Annotated in this window: 24 protein-coding genes; 1 reads left to right on the top strand and 23 read right to left on the bottom strand. The window is 44.5% G+C overall.

Annotation, left to right across the window (positions count from 1 at the left end; genetic code table 11):
* Positions 1-59: 59 nt before the first annotated feature.
* The 23 genes from M1K58_RS03535 to M1K58_RS03425 form a co-directional block, all read right to left on the bottom strand.
* Positions 60-794, bottom strand: coding sequence for a hypothetical protein (locus tag M1K58_RS03535; protein WP_256757280.1), 735 nt, complete (start codon positions 792-794; stop codon positions 60-62).
* Between the two features lie 18 nt (positions 795-812).
* A complete protein-coding gene (locus tag M1K58_RS03530; RefSeq protein WP_256757279.1) occupies positions 813-1,175 on the bottom strand; it encodes a 2Fe-2S iron-sulfur cluster-binding protein in 363 nt (120 codons plus the stop codon).
* The gene (locus M1K58_RS03525) at positions 1,172-1,792 is read right to left on the bottom strand and encodes a nucleotidyltransferase domain-containing protein (protein WP_256757278.1); all 621 of its coding nucleotides are present in this window, start codon (positions 1,790-1,792) and stop codon (positions 1,172-1,174) included. Before M1K58_RS03525 ends, M1K58_RS03530 begins: the two co-directional genes overlap by 4 nt.
* 22 nt (positions 1,793-1,814) lie before the next feature.
* Complete coding sequence (locus M1K58_RS03520) at positions 1,815-2,108, bottom strand: 2Fe-2S iron-sulfur cluster-binding protein (RefSeq protein WP_256757276.1); 294 nt, start codon at positions 2,106-2,108, stop codon at positions 1,815-1,817.
* Positions 2,109-2,132: 24 nt separating this feature from the next.
* Positions 2,133-2,348, bottom strand: coding sequence for a DUF2768 family protein (locus tag M1K58_RS03515; protein ID WP_256757275.1), 216 nt, complete (start codon positions 2,346-2,348; stop codon positions 2,133-2,135).
* Between the two features lie 206 nt (positions 2,349-2,554).
* A complete protein-coding gene (locus M1K58_RS03510) occupies positions 2,555-2,827 on the bottom strand; it encodes a stage VI sporulation protein F (protein ID WP_256757274.1) in 273 nt (90 codons plus the stop codon).
* Between the two features lie 77 nt (positions 2,828-2,904).
* Positions 2,905-3,948, bottom strand: a complete 1,044-nt coding sequence (locus tag M1K58_RS03505; RefSeq protein WP_256757273.1) for an NAD(P)H-dependent glycerol-3-phosphate dehydrogenase — start codon at positions 3,946-3,948, stop codon at positions 2,905-2,907.
* Positions 3,938-4,555, bottom strand: a complete 618-nt coding sequence (gene plsY, locus M1K58_RS03500; RefSeq protein WP_256757272.1) for a glycerol-3-phosphate 1-O-acyltransferase PlsY — start codon at positions 4,553-4,555, stop codon at positions 3,938-3,940. The genes M1K58_RS03505 and plsY overlap by 11 nt, the downstream gene beginning before the upstream one ends.
* Positions 4,556-4,565: 10 nt before the next feature.
* The gene (gene der, locus M1K58_RS03495) at positions 4,566-5,888 is read right to left on the bottom strand and encodes a ribosome biogenesis GTPase Der (RefSeq protein WP_256757271.1); all 1,323 of its coding nucleotides are present in this window, start codon (positions 5,886-5,888) and stop codon (positions 4,566-4,568) included.
* A gap of 163 nt (positions 5,889-6,051) precedes the next feature.
* Positions 6,052-6,231, bottom strand: a complete 180-nt coding sequence (locus tag M1K58_RS03490; protein WP_256757270.1) for a capping complex subunit for YIEGIA — start codon at positions 6,229-6,231, stop codon at positions 6,052-6,054.
* The gene (locus M1K58_RS03485; RefSeq protein ID WP_372339095.1) at positions 6,224-7,147 is read right to left on the bottom strand and encodes a YIEGIA family protein; all 924 of its coding nucleotides are present in this window, start codon (positions 7,145-7,147) and stop codon (positions 6,224-6,226) included. Before M1K58_RS03485 ends, M1K58_RS03490 begins: the two co-directional genes overlap by 8 nt.
* Positions 7,144-7,773, bottom strand: coding sequence for a hypothetical protein (locus M1K58_RS03480; protein WP_256757269.1), 630 nt, complete (start codon positions 7,771-7,773; stop codon positions 7,144-7,146). The genes M1K58_RS03485 and M1K58_RS03480 overlap by 4 nt, the downstream gene beginning before the upstream one ends.
* 116 nt (positions 7,774-7,889) lie before the next feature.
* Positions 7,890-9,716, bottom strand: a complete 1,827-nt coding sequence (locus tag M1K58_RS03475) for an alkaline phosphatase (RefSeq protein ID WP_256758221.1) — start codon at positions 9,714-9,716, stop codon at positions 7,890-7,892.
* A gap of 161 nt (positions 9,717-9,877) precedes the next feature.
* Positions 9,878-11,116 carry a 30S ribosomal protein S1 gene (gene rpsA / locus M1K58_RS03470; RefSeq protein ID WP_256757268.1) on the bottom strand — a complete coding sequence of 413 codons (1,239 nt, stop codon included), beginning with the start codon at positions 11,114-11,116 and terminating at the stop codon, positions 9,878-9,880.
* 135 nt (positions 11,117-11,251) lie between these two features.
* Complete coding sequence (locus M1K58_RS03465; RefSeq protein WP_256757267.1) at positions 11,252-11,839, bottom strand: lysophospholipid acyltransferase family protein; 588 nt, start codon at positions 11,837-11,839, stop codon at positions 11,252-11,254.
* Positions 11,840-11,842: 3 nt separating this feature from the next.
* On the bottom strand, positions 11,843-12,547 hold the full coding sequence (cmk, locus tag M1K58_RS03460) for a (d)CMP kinase (RefSeq protein WP_256757266.1): 705 nt from the start codon (positions 12,545-12,547) through the stop codon (positions 11,843-11,845).
* A gap of 134 nt (positions 12,548-12,681) precedes the next feature.
* Positions 12,682-12,885, bottom strand: coding sequence for a hypothetical protein (locus tag M1K58_RS03455; protein WP_256757265.1), 204 nt, complete (start codon positions 12,883-12,885; stop codon positions 12,682-12,684).
* A gap of 43 nt (positions 12,886-12,928) precedes the next feature.
* A complete protein-coding gene (locus M1K58_RS03450; protein ID WP_256757264.1) occupies positions 12,929-13,573 on the bottom strand; it encodes a flagellar brake protein in 645 nt (214 codons plus the stop codon).
* Between the two features lie 194 nt (positions 13,574-13,767).
* Positions 13,768-15,123: a germination protein YpeB gene (gene ypeB, locus M1K58_RS03445; RefSeq protein WP_256757263.1), complete on the bottom strand. Its 1,356-nt coding sequence runs from the start codon at positions 15,121-15,123 to the stop codon at positions 13,768-13,770.
* A gap of 119 nt (positions 15,124-15,242) precedes the next feature.
* On the bottom strand, positions 15,243-15,401 hold the full coding sequence (locus tag M1K58_RS03440) for a hypothetical protein (protein ID WP_256757262.1): 159 nt from the start codon (positions 15,399-15,401) through the stop codon (positions 15,243-15,245).
* A 50-nt stretch (positions 15,402-15,451) separates the two neighbouring features.
* Positions 15,452-16,150: a glutamic-type intramembrane protease PrsW gene (gene prsW / locus M1K58_RS03435; protein ID WP_256757261.1), complete on the bottom strand. Its 699-nt coding sequence runs from the start codon at positions 16,148-16,150 to the stop codon at positions 15,452-15,454.
* A 191-nt stretch (positions 16,151-16,341) separates the two neighbouring features.
* On the bottom strand, positions 16,342-16,941 hold the full coding sequence (locus M1K58_RS03430; RefSeq protein WP_256757260.1) for a genetic competence negative regulator: 600 nt from the start codon (positions 16,939-16,941) through the stop codon (positions 16,342-16,344).
* A gap of 205 nt (positions 16,942-17,146) precedes the next feature.
* The gene (locus M1K58_RS03425; protein WP_256757259.1) at positions 17,147-17,476 is read right to left on the bottom strand and encodes a hypothetical protein; all 330 of its coding nucleotides are present in this window, start codon (positions 17,474-17,476) and stop codon (positions 17,147-17,149) included.
* A 147-nt stretch (positions 17,477-17,623) separates the two neighbouring features.
* On the opposite strand from M1K58_RS03425, the gene M1K58_RS03420 reads away from it, so the two are divergent.
* Complete coding sequence (locus tag M1K58_RS03420) at positions 17,624-18,481, top strand: polysaccharide deacetylase family protein (RefSeq protein ID WP_256757258.1); 858 nt, start codon at positions 17,624-17,626, stop codon at positions 18,479-18,481.
* Position 18,482: the final 1 nt, after the last annotated feature.

Below are 18,482 nucleotides of genomic sequence, written 5' to 3'. Positions count from 1 at the left end.
GCCGCATTCCCTCACAGTCCTTTGGACAGGGAAATGCGACTTTCTGATAGGCTAGCTCTTTATGCCCGCACGGGTAGCGGCTCTCCATTCACCCAATGATACACAGGGGAACGTACTGGAACGAAATAAGAGGCTTCGATGAGAACACGGCGTAAATCTACTTCAGGTTGCGGCTGATCATTCAACTTCTTAACAGCAGCCATCACATCAGTCCCGTAATCTACGAGCACTTGGCCTTGTTCATTCACAAGTAAATTCAATGATTGATTCGAGAACATGCTTTTAATTTTCGGCTCACTCATGTTTAGCTTCTTGAAATTGATCATCTGAAAGCCTGGGTAAAGCTCATCACCTGAAGGATTCTGATTCGCATGACTTGTACGGTAAGCATCGACCTTTTTCTGCACATCGGTTACCGCCTGAAACACAGCTAGATCCAAAAGCTTAACAAGCGGATTCATTTCCTCATCAATGATCAGAAATTGAAAGCCACCACCATTCTCGAATGCAGTGGAAGGAACTTGAGCAATGAAGTCCATGCGCTTAAGCTTGCCGAAATCAACCCTGAACTTCTCATACTCAAGCGTCTTAGCATCAGCATTCTGCATCGGAAGCACACCCGTTTTTTCTTGATAGCGATCTACAGCATCCTGCACAACTAACACGGATTCCCTCGCAGATCCATTGCCCACTTTACTTTGATCGTCAGGGTACAGGCAGCCTGTGAGGGAGAATAACATCATAGTGAGCAGACCTAATACAATGACTTTAGGAATTTTGCGTAAATTCATCATTAGTCCTCCTGGAAGGTATCATTTAAACCAATCGTTATCCTCTTCTTGCTGCTCCGCTAGCTTCTTGCGTATCGCTGCTTTTAAGGGATCTTCCGGTATCGTAACGATAACATTCCCCTTCGTCCGTGCTTGGCAGGAAAGACGTAATCCCTCCGCCAATTGGGAACCAAGCTTGCGCGATTCTGCTAGAGTAGGCGACTGTAGAAATTCAAGCTGCTCGTCTGCCACATGCACCTTGCACATTAAGCATCCAGCAACGCCTCCACACCGAGTACGGATATGTACGCCTGCACGACGAGAAGCATCCAGCAATGTCGTCCCTGGTCGAACAGATATAGAACGGTTATCAGGCTCAAAGGTGACCAAATGTTGATTTGTCATACCGGCTCCTTGTTCGAAGACGAGGGCGAAGGATATTGAGCAACATTATTTGCTAAGTTTAATGCTTCGGCTGCGATATCGGAAGAAATTGAATTTCTCTTCAGCAGAGCATGTAAAATGGGCAGATGCCGTTCGGGAGCTTGTCTAATTAAGTGACCCACAACTTCAGCCCTGTCCTTCCGATCCCGAAGCAAATTAAAAATTAACTCGTGACCGAGTGGAACTAACGGGACTTCATAGCCTTCAACACTAATTTTGTCACTATTCGGAAACAAAAATGGGCTCACTTCGGTCGTATATAACGACTGATAGGCTGATACGCGAAAATCCCCGACTAATTCCACTTGTGTCCCGATAATATTATAATGAGAAAGGATCGATTGATATCTCTCCGTTTGATTATCCACGGGCTCATCCAATGCGTACGAACTGAGTCTCTCATGGACAATAGAAACAGAAGCGTTATCCACATAGATGTCTAAATCCCTTGGAGCGCGGTCTAGCTTTGCCCCCCTTAATACTAACCCCGTACTACCCCCAACAACCCAAGTCGCTTTGCAGCCATCCAACATTGCGGCTAAGCGTGCAAGTGCGGAAGCTGGCAAATCAATACCCATTCGGGTCACTTCCATTCATCGTTCAAAAATAGGTTTTATTCATTGCTTTAATATTTCCATCCTGTTCAACAACTGCTTGGCAACCAAGCCGATAACCTGCATCTAGCTCATCAGGCCCCAGACGGTCCCATTCCGCATCATTAACTTCAGAGAGATAATCCGCGCCTTCTAATATGATACACCTGCACCTCGCACAAGTTCCCCGTGAGCAATTAAACTGCCAATCTACGGAAGCCTCTTGTGCAATTTTTAGCAAACTTTGGCCCAATTGAGCTTCTGTCGTTTTTGTAAGTGTTTTTCCAATTAGCGTAATCAAGTTTAAGCCCCTCCAAACAAACCATTAAAGAATAGATATAAGACCACTAATCAATCCATAGATGAGCAGAACAATAGCAAATAGAGTCAGAACAACTCGTATCCAGCCTTTAGTCTTCGTACGTGCGAATGTAATAATGAGTGCTGCAACGACCATTAACCCAATGCCAATCAAAGAAAGCCACATTTTACTCATTGCATCTAGCTTGGCAGCCATAAAAATTTGTAGCATCATATACATCTATGTATTCCTCCGTATTCTCAAGGACTCAAATGCATAATATTATACCATTCTAGAACAATAATGACAAAACGAAAGAAACATACAAATAAATTCGACAGAGCTTGAAGCAGATGCATCGACATTTTCTGACCTATTTGTCAAACATCGTTCATTAACTAAACAGCCGTCCCCCCTGCAGTAACCACGCAGTTGGACGGCTGTTTTCATTTCTTAATCATCATCTTCACAAGCGACTCCAAGCTATTTAAGTTCATCCCACTCTTCTTCACGGCATTTACAATTTCCTTCACCGTATCATCGGAAACGGGCACGTTAGCCATAGTCGACACTTGTTTAATCAGTTGCCTGATCTGTGCTTCGCTTTGCAACGTACTTGGAGTTACGCCACTCGCTATTTTCTTAATGGAATTCTCGGAAATACTTTTCCCTGCCTTTTTGTTAACAGCGCCAAGTAAATCTTTAGGAAATTTGTCCATGCTTCCCCTCCTCCGGGTGTTTGCACATCATCCTATGAGGAAAAAAGGCGAAGCGTGTGGGCTAGTTCTTGATTTTCCTAAAGCCATTCCTCTCGGGAAGCAGAAGCAATTTCCTCAATCTCATGAGTACGGACACGTCCCATTAGTGCTCCTACCGCTTTCTCAGGAGACAGCCCTTCAAATAATACAGCATACAGCTGATCAGTAATGGGCATCTCAACATGATATTGATCGGATAGCACATGAGCAGCCTTCGTCGTACGTACACCCTCAACAACCATCCCCATGCGCTCAAGAACTTCATTCAGGGGCAGACCTTGCGCAAGCATGGATCCGGCTCTCCAATTCCGACTATGCTGACTCGTGCAGGTTACAATCAAATCACCAACACCAGCTAAGCCTGCAAATGTTAAGGGGTTCGCACCCATCGCAGCACCTAAGCGGGCAATTTCCGCTAATCCACGCGTAATGAGTGCAGCTTTTGCGTTGTCACCGAAACCTAGACCATCGGATAGACCAGCACCTAGCGCAATAATATTTTTAATGGCTCCTGCGGTTTCAACACCGATAACATCTGGATTCGTGTACACACGGAAGTACGCATCATTCATGAATAAGTCTTGTGCTGCTTCTGCGCATGATAATTGTTCGGAAGCAACCACAACCGTCGTCGGATGCCGATTAATGACTTCCTCCGCATGGCTTGGTCCGGACAATACAACGATTTGTTCCTCAGGAAGATGAAGCTCCTCTGCAAGAACAGTGGACATCCTCTTCAGACTCTCACTCTCGAATCCCTTAGTCGCGTGTATGACCAAGGCATCCTTATGTATATATTTCGCCACTTGACGAGCGACATCGCGCATCGCCGAAGAAGGAGCGACGAACAAGACCGCTTCCGCATCCTTAACGGCTTCAGCCATATCTGTTGTAGCCGTAATGCCTTCCGGTAATATTGCACCCGGAAGAAACTTCTCATTACGACGCTCAACGTTTATTTGATCTGCTTGGGCCTCATTACGGGTCCAGAGCTTCACGAGATGTCCATTATCGGCCAATACTCTTGATAACGCTGTCCCCCAGCTACCTGCAACGATGACAGCTACTTTTTTATGCTCCATGAGGTTCACCCTTTTTGCTACTGCCTATCTTATTCTCAGTGCCATTCATGAGTTTAACGATATTTTTGCGATGGCGAACAATGGCCAATATCGCAACGACTAATGCTCCCCAGATATAGGCCGCTTCTAAATCAAAGAAGTAAAATAAAATGGGCAGTAATACCGCGAAAATCATCGATCCTAATGACACATAGCGGGTAAATACGATAACAAGGATCGCGACAACACCTGCAATTAAGGTTGGGACGAATGCCCACACCACTAATGCGCCAACGGTCGACGCGATTCCTTTACCACCTTTGAATCGAAAATATATTGGCCAGTTATGACCACCGATTGCAGCAAGACCACTCGCTACCGGTACCCAATCCCTTCCATCCCCGAGCCACAATCCTATTAATACAGCAGCGGATCCCTTCGCAATATCCAGCAAAAACACGGAAATGGCAGGTCCCTTACCCAAAACTCTTAGGGTGTTTGTAGCCCCTGCATTTCCACTACCATGTTCTCTGATATCGATTTTACGGAGCCACCGCGCGAATAAAATACTAAAGGATATGGAGCCTAACAAATAGCTGATAGCAATCGCAATTATCGAGTTTAACACCTAGACTCCCCTATTCTTGATCCGACTTCTTACGGGTGAACAATCTAAGCGGCGTTCCTTCGAATGCGAAGGCCGCACGGATCTTGTTCTCCAAGTAGCGTTCATAAGAAAAATGCATCAATTCGGGGTCATTAACAAAGATAAGCAATGTTGGCGGTTTTACCGCTACTTGTGTAACATAGTTAATTCGTAGTCTACGTCCCTTATCGGTAGGCGGTGGATTAATCGCAATTGCATCTGAAATAATGTCGTTAAGCACGTTTGTAGGAACTCGTAAGGCGTGTTGCTCCGCAACATGATTAACAACTGGAAATAGCTTCGTTAAGCGATGCTTCGTAAGTGCAGACAAGAATACAACCGGCGCATACGACATGAACAGGAAGTGATCACGAATTGTATTCGTAAAATGCTGCATTGTCTTATCACTTTTCTCAACAACATCCCATTTGTTTACGACGAATATTGCCGCTTTGCCATTCTCATGTGCATAGCCTGCGATATGCTTATCCTGCTCAATGATGCCTTCTTCTCCATTGATCACGACTAGTACTACGTCCGCACGTTCAATGGCCTTCATGGCTCTCATGACACTGTATTTCTCTGTTGTTTCATATACTTTACCCCGCTTGCGCATGCCAGCGGTATCGATCAATACATACTTTTGACCGTCCTTCTCAAAAGGCGTATCGATAGCATCACGAGTTGTACCCGCTACATCACTAACAATGACGCGCTCTTCGCCAAGAATAGCATTAACAAGCGAGGATTTCCCAACGTTGGGACGTCCGATCAGTGCAACTTTAATAATATCATCGTTGTATACTTGGTCTTCCTTTTCGGGCAGCTTGTTAACAGCAGCATCGAGTAGGTCACCGATTCCCATACCGTGCGATCCGGAAAGTGGCACAGGTTCACCAAAGCCTAGGGAATAAAACTCATAAATATCATCCATCCGCAGCAAATTATCCACTTTATTCACTGCAAGCACGATAGGCTTTTTGGAGCGGAATAGCATTTGAGCTACTTCTTCATCCGCATTCGTAACGCCAGCTTTAGCATCAACCATAAAAACAATAACATCTGCCTCTTCGATGGCAAGCTCTGCTTGCGCACGAACGGAACGAAGCAAGCTATCATCGCCCTCAAGCTCGATGCCTCCTGTATCTATAACGCTAAAGTTAACTCCATTCCATTCTCCAGTACCGTAGATACGATCACGGGTAATCCCCGGTTTATCTTCGACAATTGCAAGCCGGTCGCCAATAATCCGGTTAAAAATCGTGGATTTGCCCACATTGGGTCTTCCAACGATAGCGATAACGGGACGTGCCATATTTTCCACTCCTCAACATGTCAAACAGTTTCATCATCTTAGATGATTTGCACATTTAAAACACTCACAACTTTTATCATAACAAAAATAGAGCGGCTTGGCTAACAGTTATTACCGCCTTCCATGCAAATGTTGCTGAAACTTAGTCCATTCCACCTGTTTCTTAGTGTCTGTCGACTATAATGAATAGGTCTTCATCAACGGTATGTGCCGCACAATCCAGCACTTTCTCCAGTAAATGAGATATTTTTTGCAGGTGATCTCTGTCGCGAGCGACAAAAATCGGACCAACGCCACCTACTCTGTTACGATCAGTCGTAATAATACCGACGATTTTAGCCAATGGGCTTCGCCTCCGTACTTTTCCGATTCGCTTCTGTCGGCATACGAACTGCCGCTTCAAGTAATGGCACATTACTTACGGCTTGATAAGCCTTATCTATATCCTTCTCACGTGGCAGCACAAGCAAACCTAGCTTGCCTGTTCGCAATCCGAGCTTGCCAATAGGCATCAATGCAGGATCCCCATCATCACGATAAACACCCAGTCTTGTCGATACATCATGCAGAATGGCTTGACGTTGTCCCAGGTTGGCGATGGTAACCTTCGCATCGTCGCTCTTCGGTGTTAAAATAAAGCCAATGCCCTGCTCCCTAATAATCTCTCTGTTCTCCTCTAAACCTACATTCATCATATAGACATCGCCAACGTATAAATCTGGACCATCTAACCTCACATCAACCATTTCTACGTCCGCGATGTGTGATATTTTTTTCCCTTTCATGAATACATGGGCAACAATAAGCGCAAGCACCCCTACGATTAAACCGCACCACCAAGCGACCAACAAAACGAATAGACTTGATAGAAAGGCTGTAAATATCGCTAAATAATTTCTCCCTTCAAAAACAACCGATATGCCTTCTATATATACCGCACCTCTCGGTACAAGCTCCATATGATCAATTGCCGTTAACGTATTTCGCTCCATGTTGCGAACCTCACGAAATTGTTGGGCAGCCAAGGCAAGAAAAGTAATGGCAGTATAATCCTTATTAAATAGAGCGGGAACCGCTACGGCTCCTAATGCCCCCGCAATGAGTCCTAGAGCAAGATGAATGATCTTGCCATGCGGATACGCAGGATACTGACGATAATCGCTGCGCAGCATGAAAATTCTCGCACCCATTCCAAACATGGATCCTATAATGACACCGGACATATCCTTATGGGAATGAAACCAATCCAACAGCATCATGAACGCTGACCTCCTCTTTTTCCACCAATCTTAAGTGCCCATTTTCTTGTAGCTGTAACTACAGCTTTCGCTGAAACTGACACAATCCGCGCAGATAGTAACGCTATCCACCAGCCCTGCATCCATTCAGAAGCATGAATAATTTGGATAGAATCTAATGAAGCATGGACGAAAGCGTCAATCCCTTCATTTAGATAAAAGCCCGTTGAAATGGCCAGCATTTGCTCCGCCGCATGGCGTAAAAGAACCGCAGCGAACAAGCCAATAATTATTGCCACACCCCACGGTGCTACAAACTGCGAGAAACCAGAAGGATAATGCGCCAATCGGCTTAAGACCACGAATATTGAGCCCAATAGAATTCCTGCAGACACCGAAATCCATCTGCGCATGGCGGGTGTTCGCCATCCTAAAATCATAATCATGACCAACGTCCAAATCCATGCCCCATTAACAGAAAAAGCCGGTGTGATCGTGACATTTCCCAACAATGCCAGAGGCCAAATCGCAAGAAATATCCCTATCGCCCAATGAGGCACGTCTTCCATCGCCTCACCCCTCCAACCGCTCCACCATAGGATCGTTGCCATTAGCCACAAAAAAACAGCGCCAAACACTGGTGACATCACTCCACCTCCTTCAGCTAGTATGCGCCTGAATGAGTGGAAACCATGCCCTTGGATAGAGATAAATATGAGAAAGCGGCCCCCGATTGGAGACCGCTTAGTCATGAGTTAAGTTCTTATTTCTTAGTTGACGCTGCTTGAATGCCAAGTGCTGTTACCATGTTGCGGAAAACTTGAGTATTATCCATATAACCTGCGAATAAGTTTGCTCCTGGACCAGATGCGTTTACCGGTACATCATCGAAAGTATGAACCTCTACACTTTCATCATGTGGAATGTTACCCGTGAGATGTATTCCTTCCGGATCCTTATCCGGATTAGCAATATAATAGGCTTTATCTTTGATCGTAGGGTCTTGTATCGTCGGATTGATCGGAACTGGATTAGTCAAATAATCTTCATTGTAATCCGGATGATTGCCCCATCCTACTGCAATCTTCCAATCCGAATCCGGATTATCCGGGAACCCGTCCTTGTTCGCATCCACATATGTTGGGAATTTAGAATCCGCATAAGTTCCAACTAGCTCACGTAGCTCTTCACCCGATTTACCAGATGCTGCTGCTGTGTTGTAGGTACCGTTTAATGTCATAGAATGACCATGATCAGCAGTAACGATAACTAAGGTATCTGGATGCTTAACGGCATATTGCTTAGCAATACCTATCGTCTTGTCGAATTCAATTGTATCCCAGATTAGCCTTTCGAAATCCATCGGATGTGCCATCTTATCGATAGAAGCTGCTTCGACCATCAGGAAAAATCCGTTCTTGTTGTTGTCGAGAATATCGATAGCCTTCGTCGTCATTTCCATTAACGTGGGCTGATCCGTATCTTTACCTAGGACATCCGTATTGATTGGTTTTGTATACTCACGGTCGAAGTAAACGTTCATGTTGCCTTTCTTAAATAAACCTAGCAATTGGTTTTGGTTAGACACCTTGTTCAATTCAGTCGCATTCGTAACATAAGTATATCCAGCTGATTTGAAAGCATCGATCTTATTAGCGCCATCTTTCCGTTTGCCGCCCTGTGCCTCTGGAAGAAACCATTCTAAACCGCCGCCCATAAGAACATCCGGACGAGAATTAGGATCTAAGTACATGTTTACGATATCCTCTGATGCACTCCGCTTACGTGTGTGAGTAGCCATAGCCGCGGGTGTAGCGTCCGTGATATCCGCTGTTGTGACAAGCCCCGTGGCCATTTTTTTCGTCCGTTTTACAAGCTCTACGATATTTTCAACCCTTGGGTCATCTAGTGGATCTGAAGTATTGTCTGGGTATACACCCTCAGCGTTAACCGCTGTTTTATGACCTGTGGCATAGGCTGATGCAGAGTTCGCTGAATCGGTTACGATGGAATCCATCCCGGAAGTCGTCACGAGTCCCATGTAGTCCATCTTCTCCATTTCCAGCCAACCTTTGAATTTACCTTCATCAATTCCTTTGGAGACGACACGCGCTGCCGTACGAATATTCGCGCTCATCCCATCTCCGATCATCAAGATTACGTTTTTTGCTTTTTTTGCATTGCCGATAACTTGGTACACTTCATAATTAACGGTTTTCACTATTGCTTTTCCATCTACCTTCACAGTGGCCTTAACCGTAATATTTTCTGCTTTCGAGAAGCTCACATTTCTAATCGTAAATTCTGCACTTTTCTCATTCGCGTTCGTGCGAACAGCTTTTTTCCCAAAATAAGCTTCCGCATCTTTACCGTTAATGGTGACTTGTAACTCTTCTTTCTTCGCAAGCCCATCGTTTAGTTCTACACGGAAATCAAACTTTTGTCCTGCTAGCACGGTAGCTCGATCAATAGGTAGAATAGTAATGGAGGGCTTCGCCTCTGCGGCAGCAGTCGTTGCGATTCCTGACAGAGCAGATACATACAATAACATACAAACAAGCAGTAACGTCGATACCTTCTTTTTGAGCATAATCACGTATCAATCCCTCCAATAGAATTAATCTTTCTATTAGAGTGTAAATGCTATATGTAAATTAACGAGAATGTAAAGATGATCGGATTGTAAAATATACAAAAAAAGGTACCGCTATCCTGAGGATAGCGGTACCTTTTTTTGTTTCTTATATTTACTTATTTGAATTTGCTTAATTTGTCGCCAAATCTTTCGCCCAGGTTAAAGCTCATGTTCTCAACGGGTGGAAGATTTGTTTTTTCTTCTCTTGGTGCACGTGGAGCGCGCGGCTCACGTTGCTCGCGCTCTGGACGTTCTGGCGCTTCTTCCGTTTCCTTGATGGAAAGGGATACGCGTTTCTCAGCAGGGTTGAAATCAAGAACTTTAGCTTGAACTTCTTGACCTTCCTTCAACACTTCGAAAGGCGTGGCAATGTGACGATGTGCGATCTGGGAGATGTGAACAAGACCCTCAACACCTGGAGCAATTTCAACAAAAGCGCCAAATGTTACGAGACGTTTAACAACACCAGTAACGATATCGCCAACGTTAAATTGGCCATTAGCAGAATCCCAAGGTCCCGGTTGCGCAGCTTTAATGCTAAGCGAAATTTTGCCTAGGGAAGGATCAATTTTCAAAACCTTCACCTTAACGCTATCGCCTTCAGCTACAACATCCGAAGGATGTGCTACGTGCTGCCATGCCATTTCAGACACGTGTACGAGACCATCGATACCACCGATGTCAACAAAAGCGCCAAATGGAGTCAAACGTTGGATTTTACCTTCGAGTACTTGACCCGGTTGCAACGTTTCCATAATTTGTTTCTTTTGAGTTTCGTATTCTGCATCCAATACGTCTTTAGCGGAAAGAATGACCTTGTTGTTCTCACGGTCGATTTCTTTCACTTTTACTTTCAACGTACGGCCTTTGTAAGCAGCGAAATCTTCTACGAAATGACGCTCAACCATAGAAGCAGGAATAAATCCGCGAACGCCTACGTCTGCTACCAAACCGCCCTTAACGACGTCGGTGATAGCAACTTCGAACGCTTCGCCATTTTCGAACTTAGCTTGTAGCTCATCCCAAGCACGTGGGCTGTCAATCTGACGTTTGGAAAGAACAAGCGATTCTTTAGCATCATTGATGCTAACGATTTTCGCTTCCACTTCTTGACCGATTTGTACAGCTTCAGCAGCATTCTCCAAGTTAACGGAAGAAAGCTCGCGCAAAGGAATGACACCATCGTATTTATATCCAAGGCTGACATACGCTTGGTTATCCTCGATTTTGACTACCGTACCTTTCACGGTGTCCCCCTTTTTCAAGGTCACGAGATTTTCCAGTACTTCCTGGCTAATCGTTTCCGCTACAGTTTCAGCGGCCGCTGTTTCCTGGATGTTGATTTCTTCAGACATGAAAATTACCTCCTCAGTTCTACCCCAACTTTATTTAAACCCGCTTCTAGCGGTGCTTAAATCTTATTCACCCGAAATCATGAGAACCAAATAATACCTTTATTATGAGGGTTTCTCCTTAGAAACATGCATCCTTTAGGAAGCAGGCTGGCTTGTTTTAGCCATTTCCCGGATACGCGACATAATAAGCTCTGTTGCTTCTTCCATGCTTTCGGTCGTTCCTTGCTCTGCGTAAGGCACTAGATCAATGGGTGCGCCATATACAGCGATCATCTTACGAAACGGACGATATTCCCCAACTAACGCAACCGGCACGATAATCGCTTTGGAACGAATCGCCATTGTTACAGCTCCTCGTTTGCCCATTCCGACCGATTCGTTGCGTGTACCTTCTGGAAATATCCCCATCACATTACCAGCTTGCAAAAGATTGATTGCCGTCCGAATCGCTTCTTTACTCACACCTCCGCGCTTCACTGGAAACGCACCTACAGCTCTAATTAACGAGCCAAAAAGGGGAATACGAAACAATTCTTCCTTAGCCATATAATGAACTTTGCGGGGCACCCTTACCCCCAAAGTGATGGGATCTAATAAGCTCTTGTGATTACTACATAAAATTACGGGTCCATCGAGAGGAATGTTAGAAACCCCTCGCGCTTCTAAGCGAAACAGAAGTATAAAGATTGCACGTAGAATGGCCCTGCAAAAACGGTATAACATAATTTACTTCTCCTCCGCCAAAATGGTTCTTGTCGCTGCAAGTCCCCATTGTACGATTTCTTCCGCCACTTCGTCTACTGTTCGACCTGTTGAGTCGATTAGACGAGCATCCGGAGCTTGAAGGAGGGGAGCAATTTCCCGTTCTTGATCCAAACGATCGCGCTCGGTGATTTCTTTCTCCAACTGGTCTAACGTTATTCCTGCTTCTGGGTCCAGCTCTAGAAATCGGCGTTGCGCTCTTTCTTTCGGCGTTGCTGTCAAGAATACCTTTAATTCGGCATCTGGCAACACATGGGTGCCAATATCTCGACCGTCCATAACTACACCTTTCTCCAGAGCCATACGACGCTGAAGCTCAGCCATACGCGTTCTAACGCTTCCCAATCGGGCAACGTACGATACGTTGCGATTAATCTCCAAAGATCTTAGTTGCGTGGTAACGTCTACGCCATTCACATGAACAAGCTGGGATTCAGCTCCAGGTAACAGAACAATATCCAAAGCATTTGCCAAGCTTCCAACGCTGATGTCATCCTCGGTCGACAGCCCCGATTCGAGTACCTTAAGTGTAACCGCTCTGTACATTGCACCTGTATCTACGTAAATATATTGAAGCGCCCTGGCAACCTTGCGAGCTACAGTACTCTTACCCGCACCTGCCGGACCGTCGATAGCAATATTGATTCGATAAGATTGAGATTCACTCATGAGAGAAAAAATGCCTCCTAGACGCCATGCAACTTTACGATTCATACTCAAAAAATAAGGCAGGCGAAGCCTGCGAGGAATGAGAAAATTATACCACAGGGTACCTATGGATGCAAAAAACACGCCAAATACAGCTAACGTGCATCATAATGAAATGGAATGCCTTCTGATCCATCTATTGTCGTTAATACCCGACGCGCCGCTGGAAATTGCAAAATAAGCTGCGATAGAATGAGCAAGATAATGAGCAATTTGATGCTACGCACCAGTAATCGTTCTATCCGGTCTGACCAAGAGATGAAGTTGGACTTATACTTGTCACTCCCATATTCGTCCACTTCACATACCTCCCGTTCTCACCAGACTTTAGATACTTTGTCTTTAATCCTTGCGCATGTCCAATTGACGTTCAAAGCAATACCGCACGATCTTCTGTTGGTCGGATTCTCCAATATCTTGAAACCGCATCATGATAAGGTGCTTGTCCGTCTCCGTCGGCAGAACTCTTACGACTTCACCTTCGAAGTTCGCATGAGCAACCGATCCACCCTTATAATTTAATAATAGCCAACAAGAGAGAACATCATTCTGGGAGATCGGCCATCTTCTCTCACATGTGAAGGATACCCCTCCACCTCCGAGATCTTCTGTAACCGCAACAAACCCGAGCTTGTCTCCGAATTTCACGGCTAACTCCAAGTTGGCCTCCACCCTTAGGAAGCTGCGGCGTTGTTCTTTAGTAATCTCCTCTAGACTAGGTTTTCGAATGGCAACTAGAGACACCGTTTCTTTCCGAAATCCTGTAACCGTACTCGTGAATAGATGTTTAACTCCATCTTGTGTGAAATAATAAAATTGGAATTCTTCCCCTAATTGCGCACGATAGAGGCTACGGCTTTTTTCATTGAACGGAATTTCGATGTAAATGTTCTGGTTATCCTCATCTGCTACTCGAGAGCGCAATGTTGCGGGCTCGGAACCCGTCTCGGTCTGTATGTACATCGTTTGATTAATTTTCGGCAGCACTCGGAACCCTCCACATTAGGCGCGATTGGAAAACACTCCCTATCGATTCGCCTCATTATATCATGATGGAAGAGGTTTGGGGAATGACATACGCATGCGCTTCACCCCAATATAACCGGGTGAAGCGCATCGTTTTTTTCAACATAATCGTTCCCTTGCCATCACTAAGGAAGGCAAAAGTCGTTTATGCTTGTCTACTTGTAAATTGTTTTAGCTGAATCTGGAACTTCCTCTATGCTTTCTTCCAGTCCAGTTTCCGCGCTCATATAAATTCGATATTGATGTTTGTTGATTTTACCGAGAAATTCGTGACATAAAATCGGCTTCCTCATATCATCTTCAATAACAGCTAGGGAATAACCCTCGATCTTGAAATCAGGATTTAATCCCTCTTGTGCCTTCTCCTTCGTAATCTTTGCTTTACCCGGAGTGAGTAGCTTCTGGGCAAACACATGATCCGAGGCTTGTAATCCTACAACGTCCCCATTATCCAATGCAACACGCACGGTAACTTTATCTGGATAAATTTTCACTCCATCTATCGTATGGGCATAGGTAAACACTGCAACATGGTCATACTCATCATAGGTAATAGGGGTCATATCCTTGTAATTATGCCGCACTAGGAATTGAGATCCCTTATTGCGCGCGGTGTCGAAATTAAGCTTACGGGTTTTTACTTCGCGCGTATTCATGAACCAGAGAATCTTACCTCCCTTACGGGTATAATCCATTTGAATATTAGCACCGCCCTGTTCCTTCACAGTAACGGTGTATGCGGGTAGATCCGTTTTACTCCCATCCTCAGTCACTTTAGCTTCTACTCCATTTGCTTGTTTTCCTAGAAACTCCATCGCAAGCTTCTTAACTTGCTCCCCAGTCATATTCTGACCGTCCAACTCCGCTTCCGAACGCTTCCGGTCCGCAGATAGTGCAGAAGGACCCCAATCATTTTCGGGGTATGCACCCATCTGTTTATCTACTTCCTTAAAGCCATCAATGATCATATTGTCTTGTGGACCGTTCTCACTCGCCATCGCTACCTCAACATCCATCCAACGCAAACGATCGGCAATGACTGCATCCTGGACTTTACCTAACTCAGAATTCACGGACTCTGCAGTTTTATACAGAGACTTCATCGTCTTCATTTCTTCTGGACTAAGTGGTTGCTTCGTAAGGTCTCGCACTGCCGTACGATAAGCAAAGCTGGATACTCGCGTAAGAAACTCCTCCGCCTTATCAAAGGGAAGAAGCGAAAGTGGAAGCTGATTAATCTCACTTTGCGCTTGACTTGTCAGTCTCCAGACATTGACTAAGCCTTTACGTTGCATGCCTTGAGAAGCAGAAGACACAGCCAGACTTTGACCTAACTGTTCATGTAGACGTCCCATATTATGGCTGAGATCATGGAACGCACGCTGGTATTGATTTTCCGCTTTAATTAGAACCGAGTTTTTCTCCTGATGCTCCTGATACCCCCAAACGATAGCACCAATAAACAGAATTGTAGCAATCGGAAACATAATGGAACTTAGACGTGCATACATGAAAAGCCGACCCCTTTCATTCCCAAACGGTATGCCGTTATTGTGGGAAGAAGGTTCCCATTTTATGCGTGGAATTCATCATCTTCTCAAATACAAAAGAAGAGGAAGTACTCAGCTTGTTAGATGAGTACTTCCTCTTCAATGTCGAAATCCTCTGCATTACTACATAAGCATTGCTTAAAACCAGTGTCTACTCGTCCGCGATCTTTACGACCCCTTAATATAAACTTCTCGTTACAACGATTACACCGTATCGTGACCTTAAAGCGATGAGACAACTGTAATTCCCCCCTACCGGATATTCCCACACCCAGTATAGACGGAACGATTACGATTTAATCTCTTCCTCACGTTTTAAGAACCGAAAAGGAGAGACGGCATTCGCATTGTTCACCTTACGCATGCCCCCGAACCAAAGCAAAAACATAAAAGGAACAACAAGCCAAATCCACGTGGCAGGTACGGTCAGTAATATAAAATCATATACGCCATGCCAAATAATAGGTAACAGCAATGATAGACCTAGGTGAATCTTAACACTCCTACCGACAGAAAATTTGGCTTTCCCCAATGAGTAGCCCATGAATACACCAAACAATGCATGTCCTGATACCGGAAGCAATGCTCGCATCATAAGTGTACTGAATGTTGCGGGTTGCAGGAAGGCATACAGCACATTTTCTAAAGTCGCAAACCCGAGTGATACAGCGACGGCATAGACGATTCCATCATACGGTTCATCAAACTCCGTATGGTTATATATAATATGATAGAGGACGAACCACTTGAAGAACTCTTCAACACCAGAAGATATAATAAAGGAAAAGGTGAATGGCGATTCTCCCCACCAAAGCACTAACCCACGTTGTACGATCATTATCGGTATTACGATTAGAACTCCAGTCAGGAACATCCGGATGACGATCGAGACCGGCTCAGTGTCGTAGCGGTCTTTCCAATAGAAATAAACCAACAATGCTATTCCAGGTGCAATCGAGGCCGCTAATATCGACATGAGCGAGACCATGAGTCCCCTCCCTTCTTACCCCATCTATTATAACAGCAAAAGAGGAGCTAAAAAAAAGAACTTTGAGTGAAAATCAAAAATATTGACTGGACAAAGTACCAGCTTTTTCAGAAAAATAAATAAAATGGCAAAAAAAAGCAACCAAACCATGTGCAATCGGCTTGGTTACTTAACTGTACTGATCGATTTGCTTAATTAGAAAAATTTTCCGCTAAAACTTTAACAGCATTCTTGTCAATAATTACTTTACCGTATTCCTCTAGAACAGCATGCGTAATGGATGTTGCCTCTCCATACTCGGCTAATACAGCGATTAAAGCATGATAACCCGCGCTTTCCATACCTGCGGGATCAAAGAAGAGCACCCATTGGTTCTGATAACGGTACATGGTTCCTTCATCCGTTAAATGACCAAATAATGTTTTTGCCGCACCGATCGCGTCTTCAATGTCTTTAAATCGATATATAATAGCTTCGCTCTGTTCAAGCGTAACTTCCAATTCATAAACTTCTTCATCATCCTCAGATGATGAGTTTGCATCCCTCTCTAGCTTACCTCTTGTGACAATTACAACCATTCCTTGTGCAGGCATTGCGAACACTTCAACAGCTAGCGGGCCAGAGGCATCAAAGCCAAGCTCATTGTAGGCTTGATCCATCATTTCACTAAATAACTCATGAACCTTCGGAATCTCGCGCCACATATCTTCCTTCTGGATCCCGCGCTCAGTCAAATCATCGAAGGTGAGAAAAATCCGAATTTTATCTTGGCTAAGCCGCTCCATCCTCATGACAGGATCCTCCTTCTGTGGGTGATAACAGCTTATGATTAAGCATATAATGCGTGAATGAAACTTTCTTGAGAACATGTTATCACTTCTCAAACTGAAATGCACTAGGGAAAACCCTCGAAATACAAAAAAACGGCATCATGCCTCTCCTATCCGGAGAGGACGATGCCGTTTTTTCCCTGCATTCATTCCTGAACAATTACATTTAATGTTGTCCGTTCTGCTCTAATATGGTGTTAATTTCTTTGCTTACATCTGGGTCCTGCGAGATCAGTTTTTCAACCTCTTTCAGACCTTCACCATGTAGGGAGGATGATGAAGCGTCATGCTTTTCGGTGTTCATCGAAGTCTTAAAGCTGCTTGAAAAGCTTTTATCAATCGCCTTCCCTACAACATCGTTTTTCATGTGATTCATTCGGTGCTTAATATTACTTCCAACGCTTGCTGCAACAGCAGTCATCGTTTGATTGCGTTGGATCATCATAACAACTGCAGCGCCCGCTAATCCACCTAAAATGAAAGTCCCGATTTTCATTTGCCACCTCCTTATTAGCTTTAGTGTGACCGAGTGATCGTAAGACATGCCCCATCAAAATAAGGAAGGTTGTCACCTGTCGAAAAATGGGGTAATTATGATACAATCGGACTTACGCAACGAATGTTAATTGGAGGTCATTTCATCATGAATCGTCTAGTAATTGCATTATGTACAACCGTTTTACTATTAGGCCTTGCCGCCTGCGGAAATAGCTCTACAACAAACGGCAGTAGTTCTTCGTCCCCTCCTACCGTCACGGAGACCGCTTCACCAACTCCTACTTCTTCTTCCAGTCCAGAAGCTTCTGCTTCCGATGAAATCGAACCAAGCACCGCACCTGAACCAACCGAAGTTGAGAAAACGTATCAAATGAATAAAAATTATTTCATTGTTCCTATTGATAAAGAAAAGACGGAAAGCAAAGTTGTTCTCCTTACTTTTGATGACGGCCCTAAAGATCATGCAACGCTGGATCCTTTGTTAGATACATTGGACAAACATAATGCGAAAGCCATCTTTTTCGTAAATGGTTATCGCGTGAAAGAAAATCCTGATCTTCTCAAAGTCATTGACGAGCGCAACCAGGTTATCGGTAATCACTCCTGGGATCACATCTCTTTGAAGAAAGAAAAAGCACCGAAAATCAAAGAACAAATCGAACAAGTACAATCGCTTGTTAAAGAAATTACGGGCAAATCTCCCGTTTTCTTCAGGCCTCCATTTGGAGCCTCTAATGATGATGTGCGCAAAATATCTAAGGACAACGGATTATTGTTCATGACCTGGTCCAACGGCTCTCTGGACTGGGATATGAGCAAAATTGCTGAAGAAAAACGGCCTCAAGCCGTAATCGACAATGTCATGGAGCAATTGCACTCAGGAAGTAACATTCTTATGCATGAGCTACCATGGACCGCCAAAACATTAGATAACTTACTCACCCAGCTAGAGGAGAAGGGTTATTCCTTCGTTGATCCTAATGCCATTGATACTGAACTGTAAC

This window comes from Cohnella sp. WQ 127256 (assembly GCF_024519285.1).
Taxonomy (GTDB): domain Bacteria; phylum Bacillota; class Bacilli; order Paenibacillales; family Paenibacillaceae; genus Cohnella.
The sequence above is the reverse complement of the archived record's forward strand: the minus strand, read 5'-3'. Positions and strand labels throughout refer to the sequence as shown.